At 42.8% G+C, this 19,930-nt stretch carries 23 protein-coding genes and 1 tRNA gene; 18 read left to right on the top strand and 6 right to left on the bottom strand.

All coding sequences use genetic code 11. The annotated features are described in order from the left end of the window. The 4 genes from EO131_RS14370 to EO131_RS14385 form a co-directional block, all read left to right on the top strand. Window positions 1-593, top strand: a 593-nt coding sequence (locus EO131_RS14370) for a NosD domain-containing protein (protein WP_206512903.1), incomplete at its 5' end; no start/stop codon positions are given. Beyond that, entirely contained in the window at window positions 590-1,318 is a 729-nt protein-coding gene (locus EO131_RS14375; protein WP_127019040.1) for an ABC transporter ATP-binding protein, read from the top strand. The genes EO131_RS14370 and EO131_RS14375, both read left to right, overlap by 4 nt. After that, a complete protein-coding gene (locus EO131_RS14380) occupies window positions 1,296-2,078 on the top strand; it encodes an ABC transporter permease (protein ID WP_127023708.1) in 783 nt (260 codons plus the stop codon). Before EO131_RS14375 ends, EO131_RS14380 begins: the two co-directional genes overlap by 23 nt. Before the next feature lie 247 nt (window positions 2,079-2,325). Continuing rightward, window positions 2,326-2,760, top strand: a complete 435-nt coding sequence (locus EO131_RS14385; RefSeq protein WP_127025143.1) for an RrF2 family transcriptional regulator — start codon at window positions 2,326-2,328, stop codon at window positions 2,758-2,760. A gap of 98 nt (window positions 2,761-2,858) precedes the next feature. Here EO131_RS14385 and EO131_RS14390 read toward each other — a convergent pair whose 3' ends face one another. From EO131_RS14390 to EO131_RS14410, 5 genes are all read right to left on the bottom strand, one after another. Beyond that, window positions 2,859-3,542, bottom strand: coding sequence for a DUF6624 domain-containing protein (locus tag EO131_RS14390; RefSeq protein WP_127023711.1), 684 nt, complete (start codon window positions 3,540-3,542; stop codon window positions 2,859-2,861). A gap of 37 nt (window positions 3,543-3,579) precedes the next feature. Continuing rightward, entirely contained in the window at window positions 3,580-4,557 is a 978-nt protein-coding gene (locus EO131_RS14395; protein ID WP_127023714.1) for a carbon-nitrogen hydrolase family protein, read from the bottom strand. 99 nt (window positions 4,558-4,656) lie between these two features. Further along, window positions 4,657-7,221, bottom strand: coding sequence for a TonB-dependent receptor (locus tag EO131_RS14400; protein ID WP_127023717.1), 2,565 nt, complete (start codon window positions 7,219-7,221; stop codon window positions 4,657-4,659). Between the two features lie 3 nt (window positions 7,222-7,224). Then, window positions 7,225-8,139: a FecR family protein gene (locus EO131_RS14405; RefSeq protein WP_127023720.1), complete on the bottom strand. Its 915-nt coding sequence runs from the start codon at window positions 8,137-8,139 to the stop codon at window positions 7,225-7,227. Between the two features lie 51 nt (window positions 8,140-8,190). Then, on the bottom strand, window positions 8,191-8,712 hold the full coding sequence (locus tag EO131_RS14410) for an RNA polymerase sigma factor (RefSeq protein ID WP_127023722.1): 522 nt from the start codon (window positions 8,710-8,712) through the stop codon (window positions 8,191-8,193). A gap of 112 nt (window positions 8,713-8,824) precedes the next feature. On the opposite strand from EO131_RS14410, the gene EO131_RS14415 reads away from it, so the two are divergent. From EO131_RS14415 to EO131_RS14450, 8 genes are all read left to right on the top strand, one after another. Beyond that, window positions 8,825-9,268: a thioredoxin family protein gene (locus EO131_RS14415; protein ID WP_164731710.1), complete on the top strand. Its 444-nt coding sequence runs from the start codon at window positions 8,825-8,827 to the stop codon at window positions 9,266-9,268. Next, window positions 9,258-10,310: an FAD:protein FMN transferase gene (locus EO131_RS14420; RefSeq protein WP_241243869.1), complete on the top strand. Its 1,053-nt coding sequence runs from the start codon at window positions 9,258-9,260 to the stop codon at window positions 10,308-10,310. The genes EO131_RS14415 and EO131_RS14420 overlap by 11 nt, the downstream gene beginning before the upstream one ends. A 6-nt stretch (window positions 10,311-10,316) precedes the next feature. Continuing rightward, on the top strand, window positions 10,317-10,526 hold the full coding sequence (locus tag EO131_RS14425) for a DUF4266 domain-containing protein (RefSeq protein WP_127023725.1): 210 nt from the start codon (window positions 10,317-10,319) through the stop codon (window positions 10,524-10,526). A 52-nt stretch (window positions 10,527-10,578) separates the two neighbouring features. Continuing rightward, window positions 10,579-11,988 (top strand): DUF3570 domain-containing protein, encoded by a 1,410-nt coding sequence (locus tag EO131_RS14430; protein WP_206512912.1) that lies wholly within the window; start codon window positions 10,579-10,581, stop codon window positions 11,986-11,988. Between the two features lie 52 nt (window positions 11,989-12,040). Next, on the top strand, window positions 12,041-14,011 hold the full coding sequence (locus EO131_RS14435; protein ID WP_127023728.1) for an LTA synthase family protein: 1,971 nt from the start codon (window positions 12,041-12,043) through the stop codon (window positions 14,009-14,011). After that, window positions 14,008-14,898, top strand: coding sequence for a diacylglycerol/lipid kinase family protein (locus tag EO131_RS14440; protein WP_127023731.1), 891 nt, complete (start codon window positions 14,008-14,010; stop codon window positions 14,896-14,898). The genes EO131_RS14435 and EO131_RS14440 overlap by 4 nt, the downstream gene beginning before the upstream one ends. 147 nt (window positions 14,899-15,045) lie before the next feature. Further along, complete coding sequence (locus EO131_RS14445; RefSeq protein ID WP_127023733.1) at window positions 15,046-15,456, top strand: 6-carboxytetrahydropterin synthase; 411 nt, start codon at window positions 15,046-15,048, stop codon at window positions 15,454-15,456. Window positions 15,457-15,528: 72 nt separating this feature from the next. After that, window positions 15,529-15,603: transfer RNA gene (locus EO131_RS14450), tRNA-Val, on the top strand. A gap of 94 nt (window positions 15,604-15,697) precedes the next feature. Here the strand turns inward: EO131_RS14450 and EO131_RS17210 are convergent. After that, window positions 15,698-15,859 (bottom strand): hypothetical protein, encoded by a 162-nt coding sequence (locus EO131_RS17210; RefSeq protein ID WP_164731711.1) that lies wholly within the window; start codon window positions 15,857-15,859, stop codon window positions 15,698-15,700. Between the two features lie 163 nt (window positions 15,860-16,022). On the opposite strand from EO131_RS17210, the gene EO131_RS14455 reads away from it, so the two are divergent. The 6 genes from EO131_RS14455 (at window position 16,023) to EO131_RS14480 (ending at window position 19,849) form a co-directional block, all read left to right on the top strand. Further along, entirely contained in the window at window positions 16,023-16,229 is a 207-nt protein-coding gene (locus tag EO131_RS14455) for a helix-turn-helix transcriptional regulator (protein WP_127023736.1), read from the top strand. A gap of 172 nt (window positions 16,230-16,401) precedes the next feature. Then, window positions 16,402-17,139 carry a hypothetical protein gene (locus EO131_RS14460; RefSeq protein WP_127023739.1) on the top strand — a complete coding sequence of 246 codons (738 nt, stop codon included), beginning with the start codon at window positions 16,402-16,404 and terminating at the stop codon, window positions 17,137-17,139. A 179-nt stretch (window positions 17,140-17,318) separates the two neighbouring features. Next, entirely contained in the window at window positions 17,319-17,819 is a 501-nt protein-coding gene (locus EO131_RS14465; RefSeq protein WP_127023742.1) for a hypothetical protein, read from the top strand. Between the two features lie 84 nt (window positions 17,820-17,903). Further along, a complete protein-coding gene (locus EO131_RS14470) occupies window positions 17,904-18,485 on the top strand; it encodes a Crp/Fnr family transcriptional regulator (RefSeq protein ID WP_127023745.1) in 582 nt (193 codons plus the stop codon). Between the two features lie 63 nt (window positions 18,486-18,548). Next, window positions 18,549-19,172 carry an FMN-dependent NADH-azoreductase gene (locus tag EO131_RS14475; RefSeq protein WP_127023748.1) on the top strand — a complete coding sequence of 208 codons (624 nt, stop codon included), beginning with the start codon at window positions 18,549-18,551 and terminating at the stop codon, window positions 19,170-19,172. A gap of 236 nt (window positions 19,173-19,408) precedes the next feature. Then, window positions 19,409-19,849 (top strand): nuclear transport factor 2 family protein, encoded by a 441-nt coding sequence (locus EO131_RS14480; RefSeq protein ID WP_127023751.1) that lies wholly within the window; start codon window positions 19,409-19,411, stop codon window positions 19,847-19,849. Window positions 19,850-19,930 lie beyond the last annotated feature (81 nt).

Raw genomic sequence — 19,930 nt, forward strand, 5'->3', positions numbered from 1 at the left:
ACGATATCTATACCCAAAACACTTTTGAAAACAATGGTGCCGGTGTTGCGGTCATGTTCTCCAAGTTCATCACCATGAAGAACAATACCTTCCGCAAGAATTGGGGAACTGCCGCTTACGGCATGTTGTTGAAGGAAATCAATGATGCAGAGATCATTGGAAATACCTTTGAGGAAAACACCATCGGTATCAATATTGAGGGATCTAACCGAATCCGGTATACCAACAACGATTTTATAGGCAATGGTTGGGCCATTAGGGTGATAGGGGCCTGCTATACCAATAGTTTCAGGGGCAATAATTTCTTGTACAACTCCTTCGATATTTCTTATAACAGCAAATTGAACGACAATGTGTTCGAGGGCAACTTTTGGAGTGGCTATACCGGATATGATCTGGACAAGGATGGTATCGGGGATGTGCCCTACCGTCCGGTCAAGCTCTTTTCGTATGTAGTGAACCGCACTCCGGAGACCATTGTCCTGTTGCGGAGTCTTTTCATGGATATCATTGATTTCTCCGAAAGGGTCTCCCCGGTGTTCACCCCGGACAATTTAAAAGATGCCCAACCTTTAATGAAAATACGATCATGACCATAACGATAAAAGACCTGCACAAACAGTTTGGCAAGAACCAGGTATTGAAAGGTGTCGACCTGACCATAGACAAGGGCCAGATCTATGCCATTTTGGGCCCTAACGGTTCGGGAAAGACCACCTTGATCAAGAGTATCCTGGGCATGGTGCTTCCTGATAAGGGTCACATAACTGTGCTGGACAAGCCTATCAAAAAACAATGGAAGTACCGCAAGCAGATCGATTATCTCCCACAGATTGCCAACTTTCCACCGAACATCAAAGTGAAGGAGCTTATCCATATGATCAAGGACCTGCGGAACAGTCCCAGTGCTGAAAAGGAATTGATAGACCTATTTGGCCTTGGACCCTTTCTGGATAAAAAACTGTCCACCCTCTCCGGGGGCACCAAACAAAAGGTGAACATTGTACTGACCTTTATGTTCGACAGCCCCTTGCTCATTCTCGATGAACCTACCACGGGGCTGGACCCCATGGCCCTGATTCGTTTGAAGGAGTTGATCTTGAAGGAAAAGTCCAATGGAAAGACCATCCTCATCACCTCCCATATCATGCAATTTGTAGAAGAAATGGCCGACCAGATCGTATACCTGTTGGAAGGTGACATTTACTTTAAGGGAACCATCCCCGAACTTAAGAAACAGACTGGGCAGACCAGTTTTGAACATGCCATTGCAACCCTAACCACTTCTGAAAACCATGCTGAAAATACTGAAATATAGTTTTTACGACCTTATTCGTAGCCGCTGGAGCTATGTCTATTTTTTATTTTACTTGATTCTGGGATTTGTCTTGTTGTTCCTGAACAATGATGTCTCCAAGGCCGTGATCACCTTAATGAACGTGATCATTGTTCTTATACCATTGATAGGTACCATTTTTGGGGTCATGTACTATTACAATTCCCGGGAGTTCACCGAACTGCTCTTGGCACAGCCGATCAATCGCACCTCCATTTTTATGGGCCAATACCTGGGCGTGGCGGGTTCCCTGGCCCTAAGCCTGATACTGGGCTTGGGTATACCTTTTTTACTTTATGGACTTTTACGGAGCGATGCCATTTTTGATTTCTCACTGCTGTTGGTGACAGGGGCGTTTCTGACCTTCATCTTTGTGGGTCTGTCATTTGTCATTGCCATATCCAACGAAAACAAGATCAAGGGTTTTGGGTATGCCGTCCTGTTATGGCTTTTTTTGGCCGTAGTATATGACGGACTATTTTTAATGTCACTCATTGTTTTTGAGGAGTATCCCTTGGATACCTTTTCCTTGGTGGCCACTATGCTCAATCCCATTGATCTTTCCAGGATATTGATACTGCTCAAATTGGACATTTCTGCCCTGTTGGGCTATACGGGGGCAATCTTTAAAAAATTCTTTGGGACCGACATAGGGTTCTTGGTTTCCATGGCAATTCTTGTATGCTGGACCAGCTTGCCGCTGTTGGTGCTGGGATACAAGGCAAAAAGAAAGGATTTTTAGGAAATTCTTGGACAATTTTAATTACTGGTTACATGACACGTGGCCAAGCTCTATTTTAATTGCTCCATGTTTTGGCCTCTTTACTCGAACACATTCCTTGCCTATTTTTGTGGTTCCGCGGTTCCCATTCCATAAACAAGTATCTTTGCAATTCGCTAATCGGATTAATCAAAGAAAATTACCAACAGAAGATACAATGGCCCACTTTATATTTAAACTGAACTACAAAGTATTTTAGATCACAATGATTTTTTCCAAAGCATGTGAATATGGTATCCGAGCGGCAGTCTATGTAACATTGCAATCACTGGACGGAAGACGTGTAGGTGTTAATGAAATTGCTAAAGAGATTGACTCTCCCATTGCATTTACCGCAAAGATTCTACAACAACTCACAAGATACAAAGTCATTCATTCCGTAAAAGGACCCAATGGTGGGTTTGAAATAGAAAGGCCTGATATGGATACGGTGAAATTAAGCATGATTGTGAATGCCATTGACGGTGACCAAATATATGTAGGTTGCGGTCTTGGACTAAAGGAATGTAATGCCCAAAAGCCGTGTCCTTTACATGATAGATTCGTTGATGTTAGGACCGACTTAAGAAGAATGTTGGAAAACACAAGCCTTTTTGATTTGGCTACAGGACTTGAAAAGGGATTGACCCAGTTGAAAAGATAGGGCGTACTTCAAAGAAGTGGATTAGCATTTTAGTGATTGTTTATAATTCATTGATTAATGGTTGCTCCTGAAAACCAAAACATTTGCTTCAAACATCATTATTGACTTTTTTTTGCATACAAAATCGGTTTTTTAATCCCTTGCTTTTGGAAATATTCCTGGTTCATGATAAAATGGGAAACCGTCATTTCGTTCATGCGGTCCACAATCGGAATCAGGCCCATCCGTAATCTTCTCATGTCAATTCCAGTGGTGTCCGACATGTTTTTAGGAAAGGCCTGTCCCAACTCATTGTAATCAAATTGGGTGCCGTAAATCTGTTCTTTACCCATGTTCAGGTTCACCCGGTCCGTCAAAAATGCATAATACTTATGGGAAGCATTGCCTCTTTTCATGTGCTTTTCCATTTCCTTCAACACTTTAAGTTGAAATTCAGGGTCGTGGTCCGAATGTTGGACCATCAGCCAAAAATTATCGGAACCTTCCTCACCCGCCAAATCATACCCTACAAAGCCATATTCATTAAAAATTTCCTCGATTCTTTTTTGATGGGTGGTAAAAACACTGTCTTTGAACGCATTCCATTCCTCGGTTGACATTTTGGCGTATTCCCCTTGTGGAATATAAGCCGCGATTTGGTCCACTTCCTTCATTTTTTCCAGTTCTTCGGCCAATGCTGGGTTGAAAACAATTTTTTTCTCCTCCGGTTGCTGCTCTGCTGGTTTGTCCTTACAACCTACTAAAAGTACGATCAAGGTGAGGGTTACATAAAGTCTTTTCATTGTATTCGAGGTTTATTGATGATGTATATTTTTTGATTTAATCGTCCTTTGGTTCATTAAGGGTATCGTCCACAATATCCAAAATGGATTGCCTTTGTCGATTTACCGTCAATTTGGTGACATCGGGACGGGAGTAATGACCCACGGGGTCAAAGTTTTGTCGTTCTTCCAAAACCCGGTTAAAGTCGATAGTGGCCACAATCAAGTCTTCTTTTTCGATAATTGGCGGGATGATCCACTCACCATCCGGACCAGCTATGCAGGAGCCCCCATTGGCCAAAATCGGTGGGGCATTCTTCAAAATTTCTTCAAGATGTGGTGTGTCTGTTGGGAAATCTTCAATCCGCATTAAACTGGATACAGAAACAACGAACGAACGGGATTCCCTGGCGATGAACCGGGTAATATCTTTGGTGTTGTAGTCCGAACCGGGCCAGACGGCAATATGAAGATCCTCTCCAAGGCCATAAAGTGCCGTTCTGGAAAGGGGCATCCAATTTTCCCAACAATTGAGACCACCCACGGTAAATTGCTTTAAAGGGTGTACTCGTAGACCATTGCCGTCACCGGGCGACCATGTCAATCGCTCCTCATAGGTGGGTTGCAACTTTCGATGTACCGATTGAATTTTGCCATTTGGGTCAATATAGACCAACGAACAATAAAGGCTATGCCCACCTCTGTTTTTTGCACGTTCAATAATGCCCAAATAAATGGCAAGGTGGTATTTTTTGGCTAGTTCAGCAATGGCATCCAGTTCCCCTGATTCTATTTGTATCGCATTTCGGATATAATGTGCATGGATCTCTTTCTGGAGCGTAGAATCAAATTCGGCCCCATTGGTTAGGGAAACCCAAAAAGGATATCCGGGAAGAAACCCTTCACCAAAAACCAAAAGCTCGCAATTCGCCTCAGCGGCTCGTTTGATGGCGGACAGAATCTTGTCAACGGTTTTTTGTTTGTTCAACCAAACCGGGGCCAATTGGGCCATGCCAATTTTTAGGGTGTTGTTCATTTCAAATAGGGATAGATTGAAATACTTATTTTTCTTAAAAATACTCTTGTCACTGGTTTTTTCAAATCGAATGCCCAAATATTATAAGACAACATATGGTCAGAAGAACAATCGCAATGTTAGATTTGGCGTAAAACCAAGCGAATGCCGATGAATAACCTGTTCCAATAGTAAAGTGTTATCGGTTTGATTGGTCCGGTATGTTACGGATAAGGGCACGACCCTGCGGTACAAATTGAGTGCTGAAACCCCGACCTGAAGTTTCGATTGGTTTTGGTTTAACGGAATCTGATACGTAGCCGATGCATCCAACCGATGGAATGTTGGTAATCTTGCACTATTGATGGTGCCAAAATCAACCTGATGGCTGTCTTCATTGTAACTATTGATCGGGGTAAAAGGACTTCCAGTCCGAAGTTGCCAACCTAGGGACAACTGAAAATTATTCAATTGCAAACTATTGGAGAATTGAAAATTGTGGGTAATATCGTTATTGCCCGGAAACGTACCATCCTGAATTGCCTCAAAAGTAAAATTGATATCGTTGAATGCGTAGCCCATCCAAAACCGATAGTTGCCGACTCTTTTTTTGAGCAACAAATCCATACCCAAAATCGAACTTTTGCCCACACTGAGGCTTGGTTGTGGTAGGTTGAAGCCCTGACTGTAACTGGTGAGTCCCGAAAGACGTTTGTAATATCCTTCAATGTCCAGTGTCCATCCATTTTTATGGAACAGCAATCCCGTAGAAATTTGATTGCTCTGCAACAAGGGAAAGTTCACATCATCCGAAAGCCTCCAAAGGTTGTTCTCCAGTCGTAGCTCGGTTTGATTGAACTCAATGAGCTGTGATATGGGTTGGTTTTTTCTTTCCAAGCCTGCCCTGAGCCGCAGCGCTTTGGCAATGGGCAATTCCATATTTAACCGCGGTTCCAGATATACTTGGCCCAAACTACCGTAGTGAACCAGTCGTATTCCGAATTTCAATAGGCCTGTATTGGGTTTGATCAAGGAATATTCCCCAAAAAGCACATTCTTAAAATTGCTTTCATTAGCCGGAAGGTTCACATTGTTTTCAGGGTCCAAGCTTGTGGTGCTAAGGTCTACCTCAACATTGGTATTGGATAGCTGGTAACCGAACATAAAACGGTTGCCGTTTTGTAAATATCGGTCCGATTTTAGATCCAAACCAAAATCGCTGATGCGGTTGCCCCGGATATTGGTTTCTTCTTGGGTGTCCCCGAAAAATTCCTCATTTTGGTAAAACGAATCGTAGGAAGAGAAATAGGCAGTGATTTCTTCAGTACGGTTTGGAGTGCTTTTGTGGGCCCAATTGACACTGAATCCTCCGTTTCCCGTTGTCAGTGAATCCCGTTTCGATTCCCCACTGTTGGCAAATGAGAATTCGGTCCGATTTCGGGTCATTAGGGCGCTGATGGAAATTTTGTCTTGCTCCGTTGGTTGTAAAATGTATTTCGCATTAATATCATAAAATCGAAAATGGGTGTCGCTCGATTCATAGGTATACCCATCATCTGAGGTAACGTTCAAGGGATTACCATCACGGTCCGTAACGGCCCCCATATTATTGAATATTTTTTTGGCATAGGCTTCGTAGGTCGGGCTTTTATACACATCGGGGTACGAGCGTCTGGCATATAGGAAGAAAGAAGATTTTCGATTCAATGGTGCTTTTACATAGCCATCCAAACTCAATCCATCCAGACCAAAACCACCCTCGAACTCCTCGACCACTTCATCGGTTGTGCTGATATCGACCACTCCCGACACCCTATCTCCATAAGCGACACTGGTAGCTGTTTTAAAAATGGTTGCCTTTTCGGTGGCATAGGGGTTGAATCTGGACAACATGCCAAACAAATACCCTGTATTGAACAATCGGATGTGATCGAACAAAATGAGGTTTTGGTCGGGAGTACCGCCGTGTATTTGAATGCCCGAAGCGGACTCGTCCAAACTGGAAACCCCCGGCACCATTTGTATGCTTTGTAAGATATCGGGAGTTGTGAGGCCTGGAATGGCTCCCAAAGGTTTTTGACTTAGGGTAACCGAACCATCCCGATTACGGTCGATACCGGTTGTGATGTACGAAGTAACAACGACTTCATTCAATATTTTATAAACAGGGGATAGGTAAAGGGATGTGCAATGATCTGATGGTTTCACTTCAACCGTTTCATACCCCGTTACCACCAAGGAATGGGCAGGTCGGTCTTCAGCGGCAAAACGGATCAACCCATTCATGGTTGTTTCCAATACTTTGATCGAATCGATTACCACCTGGTTTTCCGAAATGGGCATCCGCGTTTCTTTATCCAAAAGGAACAGACAAATTTCGTTGTTGGGGGTAATGGGAACAACAATGACCTGGGGCTGGCCTACAACTTTTTCAAAATGGAGACCGGTCTGTGCCCCCAATACCGATAAAATGGCCTCGATGGATAAGGGTCCTCTTCGGATTGTTATTTTTTTATCCTTGACCAAATCTTCGGCATAGGAAAAACTGAGTCCGGTTTCTTTTTCTACGTATTGAATGACCGTTTTCAGGGGAGTCTCTTCAAAATCGACCAATGGTAACTCTTGGGCATTGGAAATGCAAATACCCCATAGCAAGCAGGATAAAACGAAAAGTAAGTGCCTCATCTCTTAGTTGGACAAGGTAACAATTCTTTTGTCCTCTGAAATATGATATTTGATACCCATGGGTTCCATGGTGGTTTTTAGGGCACTTTCAAGATTGTTGTGGGCGAATTTTCCGGTGAATTGTCGATTGGTGTTTATACCATTGGTATTTAGGGTAATGGGAAATTGCAGGGCAAGTTCTTCCAGGACATCGGAAAAGGGTTGTTGCACAAAGGCAGAAAACCCTTCCTTCCAATCGGGAACACGTTGCGAAATTTCCCTTGTTTGAAGCGTTGCGCCATCCGATATCAATTCATTGCCGCCATTGAGGGTGAATGGGGCCAAATGTAACAGTGCTGGTGTGAAAACTATCGTTCCTTCATAACATTGGATCTTGATATTTTTTCTATCCCGCACATTGAATTGGGTTCCTAGCACGGTAATGGTTCCCGAAGCGGTTTTTACCGTAAAATCCTTTCCGGCACGTACATCAAAAAAAGCCTCGCCTTCAAATTCAACGGCCCGGTCCTCTTCCCATCCGAAGCGTTTGAACGAAAGCTTGGAATTGGCATTCAGTTCCACCGTGGAGCCGTCGGCCAGTAACACAATTTCCTTTTCACCAATACCGGTTTGGCAGGTTTTGTTACCCAGGAAGTAATTGAAAGCACCAAACAATAAAGCTACCGAAGCAGCAATGGCCGGCAACCACCAAAGTTTTCGAACCGGTGTTTCTTTTTTCGTGTTTTTATTTTTTGCAGTAACGAGGGCCAACGCCTTTTCCACGTCGATTTCCGGTTTTTCCAAAGATTCCATGGCCTGATCGATGCGAACGAGCTGTCTGTGGACATCGGAGGCCAGGAATCCATCCAGTTCCTCCTGGCTCAATTCCCCTGCCATCCATCTGACCAAAAATTCCTCGGTGGCGTACTTTTTATCCATAGACTTTGACTCTCTTATTTATTTGACAGGCAAACACTTGATTACCCTATTTTAAAATTTAAATTCTTTGCCAAGTTCCTCCCTAAGTTGCAGCAAGGCTTTGCTCATTCGTCTTTCCACGGCCTTCACGCCAATGCCCACTAGTTCTGAGATTTCCCCATAGGTTTTCTTTTCCATACGACTCAAAAGGAACACTTCTCGTTCCTTTTCTGGCAGTGCCCCGATGGCTTCCTTCAATTTAAGTTGAAATTCGCCCATCTGCAGTACAAATTCGGGATCCTCGTTATCGATGGGATTGGACTTTTGTTTTACGTGCTTTAGCACAATTTTTTCGTGGGCTTTTTCATTGAGGAATGAATTACTGGCTGCCCGGTACAGATACGCCTTCACTTTTGAGAAAGAAACCGTGGCGCATAACCTCCAAAGTTTTATAAAAACATCCTGTACAATATCCTCTGCTTGCTGCAGGTCGCCACATTTATAATAGATGTATCGGGTAACGCTCCCATAATGGGTGCGAAAGATGCTTTCGTACACTTTTTGCTCACAAATGGAAGGATCTTGTTCTGTCATGCACGTGTTGTTGGCATCCTTTTTTGGGTCGACAACAAAAATAAATAGAAAAAAATAGGGTGAAGCTGCATTTGCCTGTCTAAGTAATGAAAAAGAGATTAAATATCCCGATATGAGTTTTAAAAAAATGATGCTGGCCTTGGTGTTTGGAAGCATATTGACACTAAGCCAAACCCATGCCCAAGAGTGGCAAACCAATTTTGAAAAGGCCAAGACACTGGCCCAAAAGGAAAAACAACATATTGTTTTGGTCTTTCAGGGTTCTGATTGGTGTACCCCCTGTATTAAGCTGGATAGGGAAATATGGAGTTCCCCTGAATTTCAAGAGCTGGCAAAAGGTCATTTTGTGATGCTAAAGGCGGATTTTCCCAGAAAACAGAAGAACAAGTTGCCAGCTGACCAAGAAGCCCATAACAAGGCATTGGCTGCAAAATACAATCCGAACGGGTATTTTCCATTTGTAGTGGTCCTCGATGCTTCAGGCAAAAAATTGGGTGAGACCGGGTATGAAAAAATTCCGCCCAAGGCCTATTTCAACAAGTTGAATGCATTTTAAGAACCGCGATATGTTGCCATTAAAGCGAATATTGTTCATAGGTGTATTCTGGTTGTCCGTGAGTGCTGGATTTGCCCAGCAATCCAATGCCGATCCCAAACTTGGGGTGTACCAGCGAACCTTAAAGTTGATGGGCAGCCGATTCGACCTTACGGTGGTGGCGGAAAACCAACAACAAGGAAATGCCTATTTGGACCTGGCCATTGGGGAAATTTCCCGGATAGAGCGATTGATTTCATCATGGGATCCCAACTCACAAACCTCGGCCATCAATGCCAATGCGGGCATTGCCCCGGTAAAGGTGGATGCAGAACTCTTTCACTTGATCGAAAGGGCTTTAAAGATTTCCAAATTGACCCAAGGTGCTTTTGATATCAGTTATGCTTCCATGGATCGCATTTGGAAGTTTGATGGGTCGGTAACCGAGATGCCCGCTGCAGAGGTAATTCGTCAATCTGTGGAGAAAGTAGGATACCAAAACATTGTTCTGGACAGGGAGAATATGACCGTGTTTTTGAAAAAAGAAGGAATGAAAATTGGTTTTGGTGCCATTGGAAAGGGCTATGCTGCGGATCGGGCAAAGGAACTTTTGATGAAAAACGGGGTAACCTCCGGTATCATAAATGCATCCGGCGACCTGGATGCCTGGGGCACCCAACCCGATGGTAAGGATTGGATGGTGGCCATTGTGAATCCGCTGAACAAGGACAAGGTTTTTTCGTGGTTGCCTGTAAGGGACCAGGCAGTGGTAACCTCCGGCAATTATGAAAAATACATCATTCTGGATGGGCAGCGCTATACCCATATCATCGATCCCCGAACCGGATATCCCAGTAAAGGAATCCTTAGCGCTACCATTTTTACCAAAAATGCTGAATTGGCAGACGCCTTGGCCACTTCCATTTTTGTTATGGGCGTGGAAACCGGTTTGGATTTTGTCAATCAATTGCATGGCGTGGAATGCATCATCGTCGATGAGAACAATACAATCAGTACCTCAAATAACATCAACCTAAAAGAGGTTGGAAAAAAAAGTAGTTAACCCCATATGAAGAAAATAGTGATTGCCCTATGTAGTCTTACAAGCTTATCGTCCTGCGTGGTTCTGCACGAGTACGATAAAGTGAATATCAATGATCCGGACATGGTCTTGGCGGATAAAAAACTGGCAAAATTTGAAACAAGTTATCAAGTGTACCGTGAAGGTGCCTCGGGCGGTAATGGAGGAAAAACAGGAGGGGGTTGTGGTTGTAATTGAAAAATATGTAAGCAAAGCTTTCTGGTTGATCTTGTTGTTACCCCTTATTGGGATGGCCCAACAGGAAAATGTAAGTGCCTATAAAAAACGGGTGTTGGAGTCCACGGAAGTGGATATCCTTTCCAGCTATTACGAACAAACCGGAAACAATGCTTCCGTTACAGGAGGTATCGGTACGGAGCAATTGACCGATGTGGCACCCTCCATTGTGGTGAGTGTGCCTTTAAATGCCGATGACGTACTAAGCGTTGATGTGGGTATCTCTACCTATACTTCGGCTTCTTCCAGTAATTTGAACCCTTTTGATTTGACGCGTTCGGTAGGTGGTGTGAGCGGCGCCAGTAATAGTGCTCCAGCAACCAATAATGGGTATGAGGGAGTCATTGGTAGTCCTTGGGTGGCATCATCTGGTGCTTCCCGTCAAGATACTTGGGGAGGAATTACCGTGGGGTATTCGCATAGCTCGGACAGTCGCGACCAGATTGTAAGTGGCCATGCCTCTTTTGCTTCCGAGTACGATTACGTTTCTGTTGGCTTTGGAGGGGGGTACACAAGACTCTTCAATGAAAAGAACACGGAGGTGAGCCTTAAGGGCAGTGTGTATTTGGATACTTGGCTGCCACGTTATCCCACTGAATTGGACAGCTATCTGGAAGCGGGTGGCAATTTGAACGGTGGATTTTTTAACGGTGTGGATATTTTGAACGCTGATGGGGAAGTAACAGATAAAAATGGGTCCGAGTCATGGCACCCCATCAATGGATTTGGTTTGATTTCGGACAAAAAACGGAACAGCTTCGCACTTTCCGTTTCTTTTTCACAGATTTTGGGCAAAAATACCCAAATGTCCCTTTTTGCCGATGTGGTCAAACAACAGGGTTGGCTGGCCAACCCCATGCAACGGGTCTATTTTGCCGATGTCGACAATTATTTTATTGGGAATCCGGCCAGTATTCCAAATTACACGTCGGCACAGAATACCGATGTGTTCATGTTGGCGGACGATATGGAGCGACTGCCCGATAGCAGGCTCAAAGTGCCGATTGGTGTTCGGTTGAATCATTATTTTAACGAAATCCTGACCGTACGCACTTACTACAGGTATTATTTTGATGATTGGGGGTTGCAATCCCATACGGCAAGTGTGGAGGTGCCCATCAAAATTGCACAGAAGTTTACGCTCTATCCATCGTATCGGTATTACACCCAATCACAGATCGATTATTTCGCTCCTTTTGATTCTCATTTGTCGACCAGCGCATTTTACACTTCGGATTTTGATCTTTCCCAGTACGATGCACATCAAATTGGGTTCGGCATCACCTATACAGACATATTTACCAAGTTCCGTACCTGGAAATTTGGACTGAAAAGTATCGATTTAAAGTATAACAACTATCACCGAACCACCGGGCTGAAGGCCAATTACATCGGGATCGGTTTCAAATTTGAAACGGACTGACACGGTTTTTATGCCATAAAGTTACTTAAAGTGTTGATTCAATAATAAAGACATGATACGAAAGATTTTCACTTCACGTTTTGCCATCATCAATGCATTTGCATTGTTGTTTCTTGCGGTTTCATTTGTTGTACGTACCCTGTTCTTCCTTTGGGATATTTCGCAAGTGGACCATTCGTTTTTGGGTGTGATCAAAGTTTTCCTCATAGGCTTCTTTTTCGATTTGGGGACCATTTCATTCTTCTATATGGTGGGTGCCCTCTATTTTCTACTGGTGCCAAGAAAGTTTTATGGCTCCATATTGGATAGGGTCATCAGTTATTTTGGATTGGCCGTAGGGCTATTGATCGTTTATTTCTCCTTTTTTGCAGAGATCACCTTTTGGGACGAGTTTCAAAGGCGCTTCAACTTTATAGCTGTCGACTACTTGATATACACCTACGAAGTGGTCAAAAACATCAATGAATCCTATCCATTGCCGTTGCTGATCGGGGGTATGGTACTTTTGGTGGTGTTGACCATTTGGATATTCAAGCGCAAAGGGGTGTTCAAAAGTGCTTTTGGTTCGGCAACCACCTTTCGTCAAAAATTGGTGCCCACCAGTATTGGTCTGGCCATAATGGTGTTTTTTAGTGCGGTCATCGAAAATGAAAATGCGGAAACATCGAACAATCGTTACAACAATGAGTTGTCGAAGGCCGGTATTTATTCCTTTTTTGCCGCTTTTCGGAACAACAAACTAAGCTACACTGAATTTTACAGCACCATTTCCGAGAAAAAGGCCCTTAAAAATGTGCAGGAACATGTGGCCAATCCAACCGATAGTTTACTGGCACCCGATTCAGGCATTTTACGCGAAGTAGGGGGAACATCGGAGCAGCAGCCCAATGTTATTTTAATATGTGTGGAAAGTTTGAGCGCCAAGTTTTTGGGTGTTTTTGGCAATCCGGACCGTTTGACCCCCAACTTGGATGCGTTGGCACGGACGGAAACCTATTTTTCGAATTTGTTTGCCACCGGTACCCGAACGGTGCGGGGCATGGAGGCTATTACCCTGAGCATACCACCGACACCCGGCAGGAGTATTGTGAAAAGGGAGGTAAACCAAAACCTGTTTACAATCGGGGAGGTCTTCAAGCAAAAGGGATATAGCCGAACGTTCTTTTATGGGGGCGATGGCTATTTCGATAATATGGACAAATTCTTCAGTGGCAACGGATTCGATATTGTAGATCGTGGCCGAGGTTTTTTACCATCAGGAGATATTGTTACCACCCGAAAGAACATCGAGGATGATGAGGTTACTTTCGAGAATGCCTGGGGTGTTTGCGATGAGGATATCTTCAACAAGGTTTTGAAGGAGGCGGATGCATCGGCCGACCAAGGCAAACCCTTCTTTGATTTTATCATGACCACCTCCAACCATAAGCCATATACCTATCCCGAAGGAAAAATTGATATCCCATCGGGTTCGGGCAGGAATGGGGCCGTAAAGTATACCGATTTTGCCATTGGACAATTCTTGAAGGAAGCACGGACCAAACCTTGGTACGCCAATACGGTTATTGTGATCATGGCCGACCATTGTGCCAGTAGTGCCGGTAGGTGGGAGTTGGATGTGGCCAATTATCGAATTCCGGCCATTATCGTCAATTTGGGCGATGGGCAAAAGGGCGAGATCCAAAAACAATGTTCGCAGATCGATGTGATGCCCACCCTGTTCTCCATGTTGGGATGGCACTACGACTCCAACTTTTTTGGCAGGGATGTATTTTCACTACCAGCGGATGAAGAAAGGGCCTTTATTGGGAACTATCGAAAGTTGGGACTCTTAAAATCCAATACGTTGATGGTGTTGGCCGATGGTAAATCTGCCAACGAATACACCTGGGATAGCCAGGACAACAGTTTGGAAAAAATACCCACGGACAACGCTTTTTTGAACGAAACCATTTCCTATTACCAAGTCGCCGATTTCCTGTATAACCATGGGGGGCTGGAACTTAAAGGCGCCAACCGATGAACAAGCTCCATTTTATAGTAAATCCCATTGCGGGAAAAGGGCAGGCTGTGTTGGACGAAGCATTTTTGACCAAGCATTTCACGGACGACAACAACCAAATTGCAGTAAGTGTTTCGGAGTATCCGGGCCATGCCACCCTTTTGGCCAAGGAGGCCCTGGAGGCCGGGGCCGATACCATTGTGGCCTGTGGGGGCGATGGCACCATCAATGAGGTGGCTTCCTGTTTGGTGCACAGCCATGCCAAACTTGGCATTGTTCCCCTAGGCTCCGGAAATGGCCTGGCGGAATCCTTGAAAATTCCAAGAAATGTCCCAAAGGCGTTGCAAGTGATCAAGACCCAATCCGAAAAGAAAATAGATGTGGCCACGGTAAATGGAAAACCATTTTTCAGCAATATGGGCATAGGTTTCGATGCCCAGGTCATATCGTACTACAATGCCTCGGGCCACCGAAGGATGTGGGCCTATTTCAAGGCATTTTTCAAATCGTTGCGAACCTTTAAAAATGAAGGGGAAATGCAAGTGGAGCTGGATGGTAAAAAGTTTAGGACACAACCCTTTTTATTTTTTGTGTCCAATTCCAAGATCATGGGGTACGATATCTCCTTGACCCGTATGGCCTCGCTGCAAGATGGAATTTTGGATGTGGTGGTCATTGATGCGATGGGTAGGTTGCACATCTTGTTTATGGGCCTGTTGGTATTGCTGCACCTGAACAAATATTTGAAAAGAATACACTACTATAAAACCAAACGATTGCGGGTTTTGTTCAAGGATAAGGCGAATACCCATTTGATGCAGGCAGATGGGGAACTGCACCAACTCCAAACCAAGGAAATGGTGGTTGGGGTGGAGCAGGGGGCCTTAAAGGTGTTGTGTCCGGTATGATCCCTTTTTTGACTTGTATTTCCGATTGGCCCAGCGGTTGAAAAACGTATTCAATTTGGCAAAAGGAATACCCGAATTTCCGAAGTATTCAATACCTTTGCAGCCCTGAATGTCCCAAACGGATTTCAGTACCAATTGCTTTGCAGTATGATCGCCACCATTTGTAGAAAGGCCCATTTTAATGCCGCGCACAGGCTCCACAATCCCAAGTGGAGCGATGAAAAGAACAGGGAAGTTTTTGGAAAGTGCAACAGTCCGAGCTTTCATGGCCATAACTTTGAGCTCGAAGTGCGGATCAGGGGCGAAGTGGATCCCGATACGGGTTTTGTGATGGATTTGGCCGATTTGGGCGTTTTGATCAAGCAAGAGGTCGAAGATCGTTTCGATCACAAGAACCTGAACGAAGACTGCCCGGAGTTTGCCGATTTGTTGCCCACCACGGAATATTTTGTGAAGGTGATCTACGATATTCTAAAACCGAAGCTGAAAAAAGGGCAGTTGCTGCACATTACCTTGCAGGAAACCGCAAAGAATTCGGCGGAGTATGGAGATTGGTAATAATTTCCGATATTGCACCACTTTTTAATGGGATATTAGCTCAGTTGCCTGCCCGCCGTACGAAGTAAATTTGGAGTGTTAGCTCAGTTGGTTTAGAGCACCGCCTTGACAGGGCGGGGGTCGTTGGTTCGAATCCAATACACTCCACTAAGGCAGGCGGGGTTTAGAGCGTTCCGAAAGCTTTCGGAAAGGTCACTGGCCTGCCGGCAGGCAGGTTCGAATCCAGTATATCCCACTTTTTCTACTCGTATTTAGACACCCTTTTTCTTAGTTTTTGATTGATACGCTCCAAGCGTTCGTTTTGGTACCGCAATCGGCCCACTATCTTTTGCAGGGCCTGAAGACTTTCTTGTTGTAGGCCAATGATCTGTTCCAGGTCGGATTTGGTGAATTCTTTTGCCATAATCATGTTTTTGATCATTAAAAATCTTTAAAAGTTTATTTATCTCCCAATAAAGCATATCAAAGTTATGTAAAGATTTTTAAAACACCCAATAAAGCATATTTTAATACTAATAACATTTATTTTTCTTACTTAATTTTAAAGTGAAATCATTGCATTTGCTATGGATAAACCAGTCTATAATAGAGTTAAGGCAGTTTTGGCTGAAAAGGGGAAAACCAACAATTGGTTGGCAGATCAATTGGGCATGAATACAAATACCATCTCGAAATGGTGTAGGAATGATATGCAACCGAGGGTCGAAACTTTATTCCAGATTGCTAAGGTTTTGGATGTGGATGTACGAGAACTTTTGGTCTCGACCAAGTAGGGATCAATAAACGATGATCAAATACATCGATAGTATGCCATTTTGGGGGTATATGGATGTATTGTATGTTTATATTAAAAAGTTGTAAAGCATTTAACAAAAAATGAAGTTTAACCAATTTATTCTTTTAACAATCTTACTTTTTTCTTGCCAACAGAAAAAGAAAGAGAATATGGAATCAATTGTCGAATTGGAAAAAAAAATTGAACAAAATAAAACTGAAAGAGTAGAAAACAAGACAATTGAATTAGAAAAAAGAGTTATAGGATTTGACACAATTAACATCTTTCCAAAGGACACAATTATTAACTCTTGGAATTTGGCTTTCAAACAAATAAACGAATCTGACTTTAAAGCTCAAATCAGGAAACAAGTAACAACCTTATTTGAGCAAGACAACACCAGTGAATTTTTGATTAAAATTGACTCTTGCTACTACTTGACTTTAAATTCAAAAGAAAAAGACACACTTTGTAATTTTGACGATGGAGAATATCACGAAAAATATTCTTTAATAGGGTTTTCAAAAAAAACTAACACATTAATTTTTGACTGGGAAAATTGGGAAGAGGCGCATCCTATTCTGATAAATCTGAATGAAAATAAACACTGGATTTTATGTCCAGAATATGAGATTTCACCAGACCAAAGTTGGGTAACAACATTTTCTAATTATATCGACAATCCTATTTACGAAGAGAACGAACTATTTCTATACGAACTTACCAAGAATTCTGTAAATGAAATTTATCGTTTTTCTAATGAAAACTATGGAGTTTTTGCAGTTAGATGGACTGATACAAATACAATAATAATTGAATTAAAAAAGGTTGATTTTGAAAGTTTTAAAGCTACAGAATCTTACTTTTTCAAACTAACAAAAACGCTTTACAACAATGGCTATAAGTAATTGCTTGTTCTCGCCTACTTCTGAAAATCCTCGCGGATTTTCAGTTTGGTGTGTACTTGGAAAGTTAAGTGCTAACACAAGCAACTACTCATAGCCAAGGCCGTTGGCAACAAGCATAAAAACCGAAAATAATAACACTTGTTTGCATAAAACCACAACCAAACCATAACCTCCTAAACATGAAACCACACTACACCATTGCAACCTGTCTTTTGATCATTACTTTATGCGTAAGCCCTATTTCGGCCATGGCCCAAAACCATACCGGCCTAACATGCAGTGTGTTGCCCGCCGAAGTAAATTCGGAGCTGTTCTTTGGCATGAACTTGGCCGATGTGCAGCAACTATTGGGGAGCAACTTCCAATCACAATCAAACAGTCTTACAGATTTTAGGCTTGTTTATTTGCAGAAAACCTATTTGCGGGAAATATCTTCCATTGTCTATTACTTTGACAATGAAAACAATAAACCCCTTTATGAGGTGATCATCAATTATCAAAACGAGGAACAGGCCCAAAAGGCGGCCACCCATCTTTTTGGAAATCCCAATTATAAACAAACCGATTGGCGAATAAAGATGCAAGGTGTTCCGGAGATCTGGAGCTGGGTCTATAAAAACAAACTGGTAGTGGCTGCAAAAATTCCGGGAAGCGAATGGGCAGAGGAATGGGATAAATAATGACCCATTTTTGATTGAGGTGGATTATCATCATTTTATTGCACCTTACCACTGGGCATAGCTGAAACCATAGCAACAAATGGTATGAAAGAAAGGATCATCAAAACGATTGCAACACACATTGCATTAAGTGCAGAAGAAGAAAATGCAATTGGCACCTTTTGGACCGAAAAAACGCTGGAAAAGGGAGATTACCTGTTGAGAAATGGCGAAACCTGCAAAACCGACAATTTTGTGGTTGATGGAGCCTTAAAGGCCTATTACATCAATGCCGAAACAGGAAAAGAAGAGATTCTCTATTTTGCCATTGAAGACTGGTGGGCAACGGATATGGGGAGTTTTCAAAAACAAAAACCGTCCATGTACAACATTCAGGCCTTAGAACAAACTACGCTGTTGCAGATCAGCTACGACTCTTTTCATGCAATGCTAAGGCAAATCCCAAAACTGGAACGTTTTTTTAGAATCATCCTCGAAAATTATTTGGCAAGCCTGCAAAGACGAATCATCTTGAACAATACCCTTGATGCGACACAGCGCTATTTGGATTTTCTGGAAAACTATCCCAAAATAGCCGACAAAGTGCCCAACTACCTAATAGCCTCGTACCTGGGCATTTCTGCTGAATTTTTAAGCAGGATCCGTAAAAAAAACGAGGCATCTTGAACTACATCAATTTTTTTCACTTTCACGAGTTGGAACTTTGCTTCATAATCAAAATTAAAGGATATGAACAAGGTATTGATCATCAACGCAAGTGTACGAAATGAAAGGTCCCATAGCCGAAAACTGACACAATTGTTTGAGGAAAACTGGAAAAAGAAGAATCCAAACGACCTTTTTACCTACCGGGAAGTGGGATTACAGGAGATACCGCCCATTAATGAAAAATGGATTGCAAGTGCCTTTGTGAAACCAGAAGATCGAACGGAAGAAAACCAGTTGGGCGTAGCATTGAGCGATCAGTTGATCAAAGAGTTCAAGGAGCACAACATCTACGTTATTGGCACGCCGATGTACAATTGGTCGATTCCGAGTGGACTAAAATCCTATATCGACCAGCTGATGCGAATCAACGAGACCTGGAAATTTCGCTCCGGTGAGCCTGATAGTGATTATGTTGGACTGCTGAAAAACAAAAAAATGTTCATTCTGTCCAGTCGAGGCGACACCGGCTATGGAGAAAACGAAAAAAATGAACATATGAATTTCCAGACCACATACCTCAAGTTTGTATTCGGAATAATGGGGATAGAGGATGTTTCGGTCATCTCTTTGGACAACGAGGAATTTGGTGGCGAACTGTTCGAAACCTCAAAACGAAAAATATACCAAGAAATCGAAAGGATCTAAAGGTGGTTGCCCACACTGTATAACCGCAAATATAGCGGATTCGACTTCCCTTCGACTGTGGTCAGGGCTGGCTGAATCTGCTCTACCTGTATGCAGGAAGAGCGGATTTGCTACCAGTGGTGCCAAAAATTAACGTATTTTAACCCCGTTAAGGATGGTTATATTGGAACCTTGGGTGTCAATTGGAAAAAACCTTTACCAAAGGAAAAAGAAATTAAACTTTAAATAGTTGAATTATGAAAACATTCTGTTTGTTCTTAATAAACTTCACTCTCATTGCTGCGTTTGCCTTTGGACAATCAAATGATGACATGGAAATTAGAAAACTAGAAAAACTTTGGACAGAATTGCTTGATAAGGGAGATACGACTTTATTGTTGGAAATATGGTCAGAGAACTATGTGGTAAACAATCCAAATGGAAAAATTGTTACTCCCAAAGAGATTGTAGCGCTTATGAAAGGTGGACATAAATTCCCTGCAGTTAAAAGAATTATTGAAAACATAACATTTAATCAAGACATTGCAATTGTAATGGGAAAAGAGCTACAACAGCCTTCAAATATGAACCCTAACAGTGAAGAATGGATACCGAGGAGATTCACCAATGTTTGGATAAAAACTAAAAGTGGATGGCACTTGGCAGCAAGACAATCATCAAAAGTATTTACAGATTAGCCCAGTAATAAGTTATAAAAGCGAATACACAACAATGGAGATTAGTAATTACGGGTTTTAATTGCCTTTTATAATCCATGC

The sequence above is a fragment of the Flagellimonas beolgyonensis genome (assembly GCF_003992615.1).
GTDB classification, from domain to species: Bacteria; Bacteroidota; Bacteroidia; order Flavobacteriales; family Flavobacteriaceae; genus Flagellimonas; species Flagellimonas beolgyonensis.

What these genes read in the sequence shown, in the direction of transcription:
- EO131_RS14470 (WP_127023745.1), top strand. Translation starts at nt 17,904, where the DNA reads ATGAAAGAAAGGATCATCAAAACGATTGCAACACACATTGCATTAAGT.
- EO131_RS14430 (WP_206512912.1), top strand. Translation starts at nt 10,579, where the DNA reads ATGGCCCAACAGGAAAATGTAAGTGCCTATAAAAAACGGGTGTTGGAG.
- EO131_RS14380 (WP_127023708.1), top strand. Translation starts at nt 1,296, where the DNA reads ATGCTGAAAATACTGAAATATAGTTTTTACGACCTTATTCGTAGCCGC.
- EO131_RS14420 (WP_241243869.1), top strand. Translation starts at nt 9,258, where the DNA reads ATGCATTTTAAGAACCGCGATATGTTGCCATTAAAGCGAATATTGTTC.
- EO131_RS14425 (WP_127023725.1), top strand. Translation starts at nt 10,317, where the DNA reads ATGAAGAAAATAGTGATTGCCCTATGTAGTCTTACAAGCTTATCGTCC.
- EO131_RS14475 (WP_127023748.1), top strand. Translation starts at nt 18,549, where the DNA reads ATGAACAAGGTATTGATCATCAACGCAAGTGTACGAAATGAAAGGTCC.
- EO131_RS14405 (WP_127023720.1), bottom strand. Translation starts at nt 8,139, where the DNA reads ATGGATAAAAAGTACGCCACCGAGGAATTTTTGGTCAGATGGATGGCA.
- EO131_RS14400 (WP_127023717.1), bottom strand. Translation starts at nt 7,221, where the DNA reads ATGAGGCACTTACTTTTCGTTTTATCCTGCTTGCTATGGGGTATTTGC.
- EO131_RS14390 (WP_127023711.1), bottom strand. Translation starts at nt 3,542, where the DNA reads ATGAAAAGACTTTATGTAACCCTCACCTTGATCGTACTTTTAGTAGGT.
- EO131_RS14465 (WP_127023742.1), top strand. Translation starts at nt 17,319, where the DNA reads ATGAAACCACACTACACCATTGCAACCTGTCTTTTGATCATTACTTTA.
- EO131_RS14410 (WP_127023722.1), bottom strand. Translation starts at nt 8,712, where the DNA reads ATGACAGAACAAGATCCTTCCATTTGTGAGCAAAAAGTGTACGAAAGC.
- EO131_RS14395 (WP_127023714.1), bottom strand. Translation starts at nt 4,557, where the DNA reads ATGAACAACACCCTAAAAATTGGCATGGCCCAATTGGCCCCGGTTTGG.
- EO131_RS14415 (WP_164731710.1), top strand. Translation starts at nt 8,825, where the DNA reads ATGAGTTTTAAAAAAATGATGCTGGCCTTGGTGTTTGGAAGCATATTG.
- EO131_RS14480 (WP_127023751.1), top strand. Translation starts at nt 19,409, where the DNA reads ATGAAAACATTCTGTTTGTTCTTAATAAACTTCACTCTCATTGCTGCG.
- EO131_RS14435 (WP_127023728.1), top strand. Translation starts at nt 12,041, where the DNA reads ATGATACGAAAGATTTTCACTTCACGTTTTGCCATCATCAATGCATTT.
- EO131_RS14445 (WP_127023733.1), top strand. Translation starts at nt 15,046, where the DNA reads ATGATCGCCACCATTTGTAGAAAGGCCCATTTTAATGCCGCGCACAGG.
- EO131_RS17210 (WP_164731711.1), bottom strand. Translation starts at nt 15,859, where the DNA reads ATGGCAAAAGAATTCACCAAATCCGACCTGGAACAGATCATTGGCCTA.
- EO131_RS14375 (WP_127019040.1), top strand. Translation starts at nt 590, where the DNA reads ATGACCATAACGATAAAAGACCTGCACAAACAGTTTGGCAAGAACCAG.
- EO131_RS14440 (WP_127023731.1), top strand. Translation starts at nt 14,008, where the DNA reads ATGAACAAGCTCCATTTTATAGTAAATCCCATTGCGGGAAAAGGGCAG.
- EO131_RS14460 (WP_127023739.1), top strand. Translation starts at nt 16,402, where the DNA reads ATGGAATCAATTGTCGAATTGGAAAAAAAAATTGAACAAAATAAAACT.
- EO131_RS14455 (WP_127023736.1), top strand. Translation starts at nt 16,023, where the DNA reads ATGGATAAACCAGTCTATAATAGAGTTAAGGCAGTTTTGGCTGAAAAG.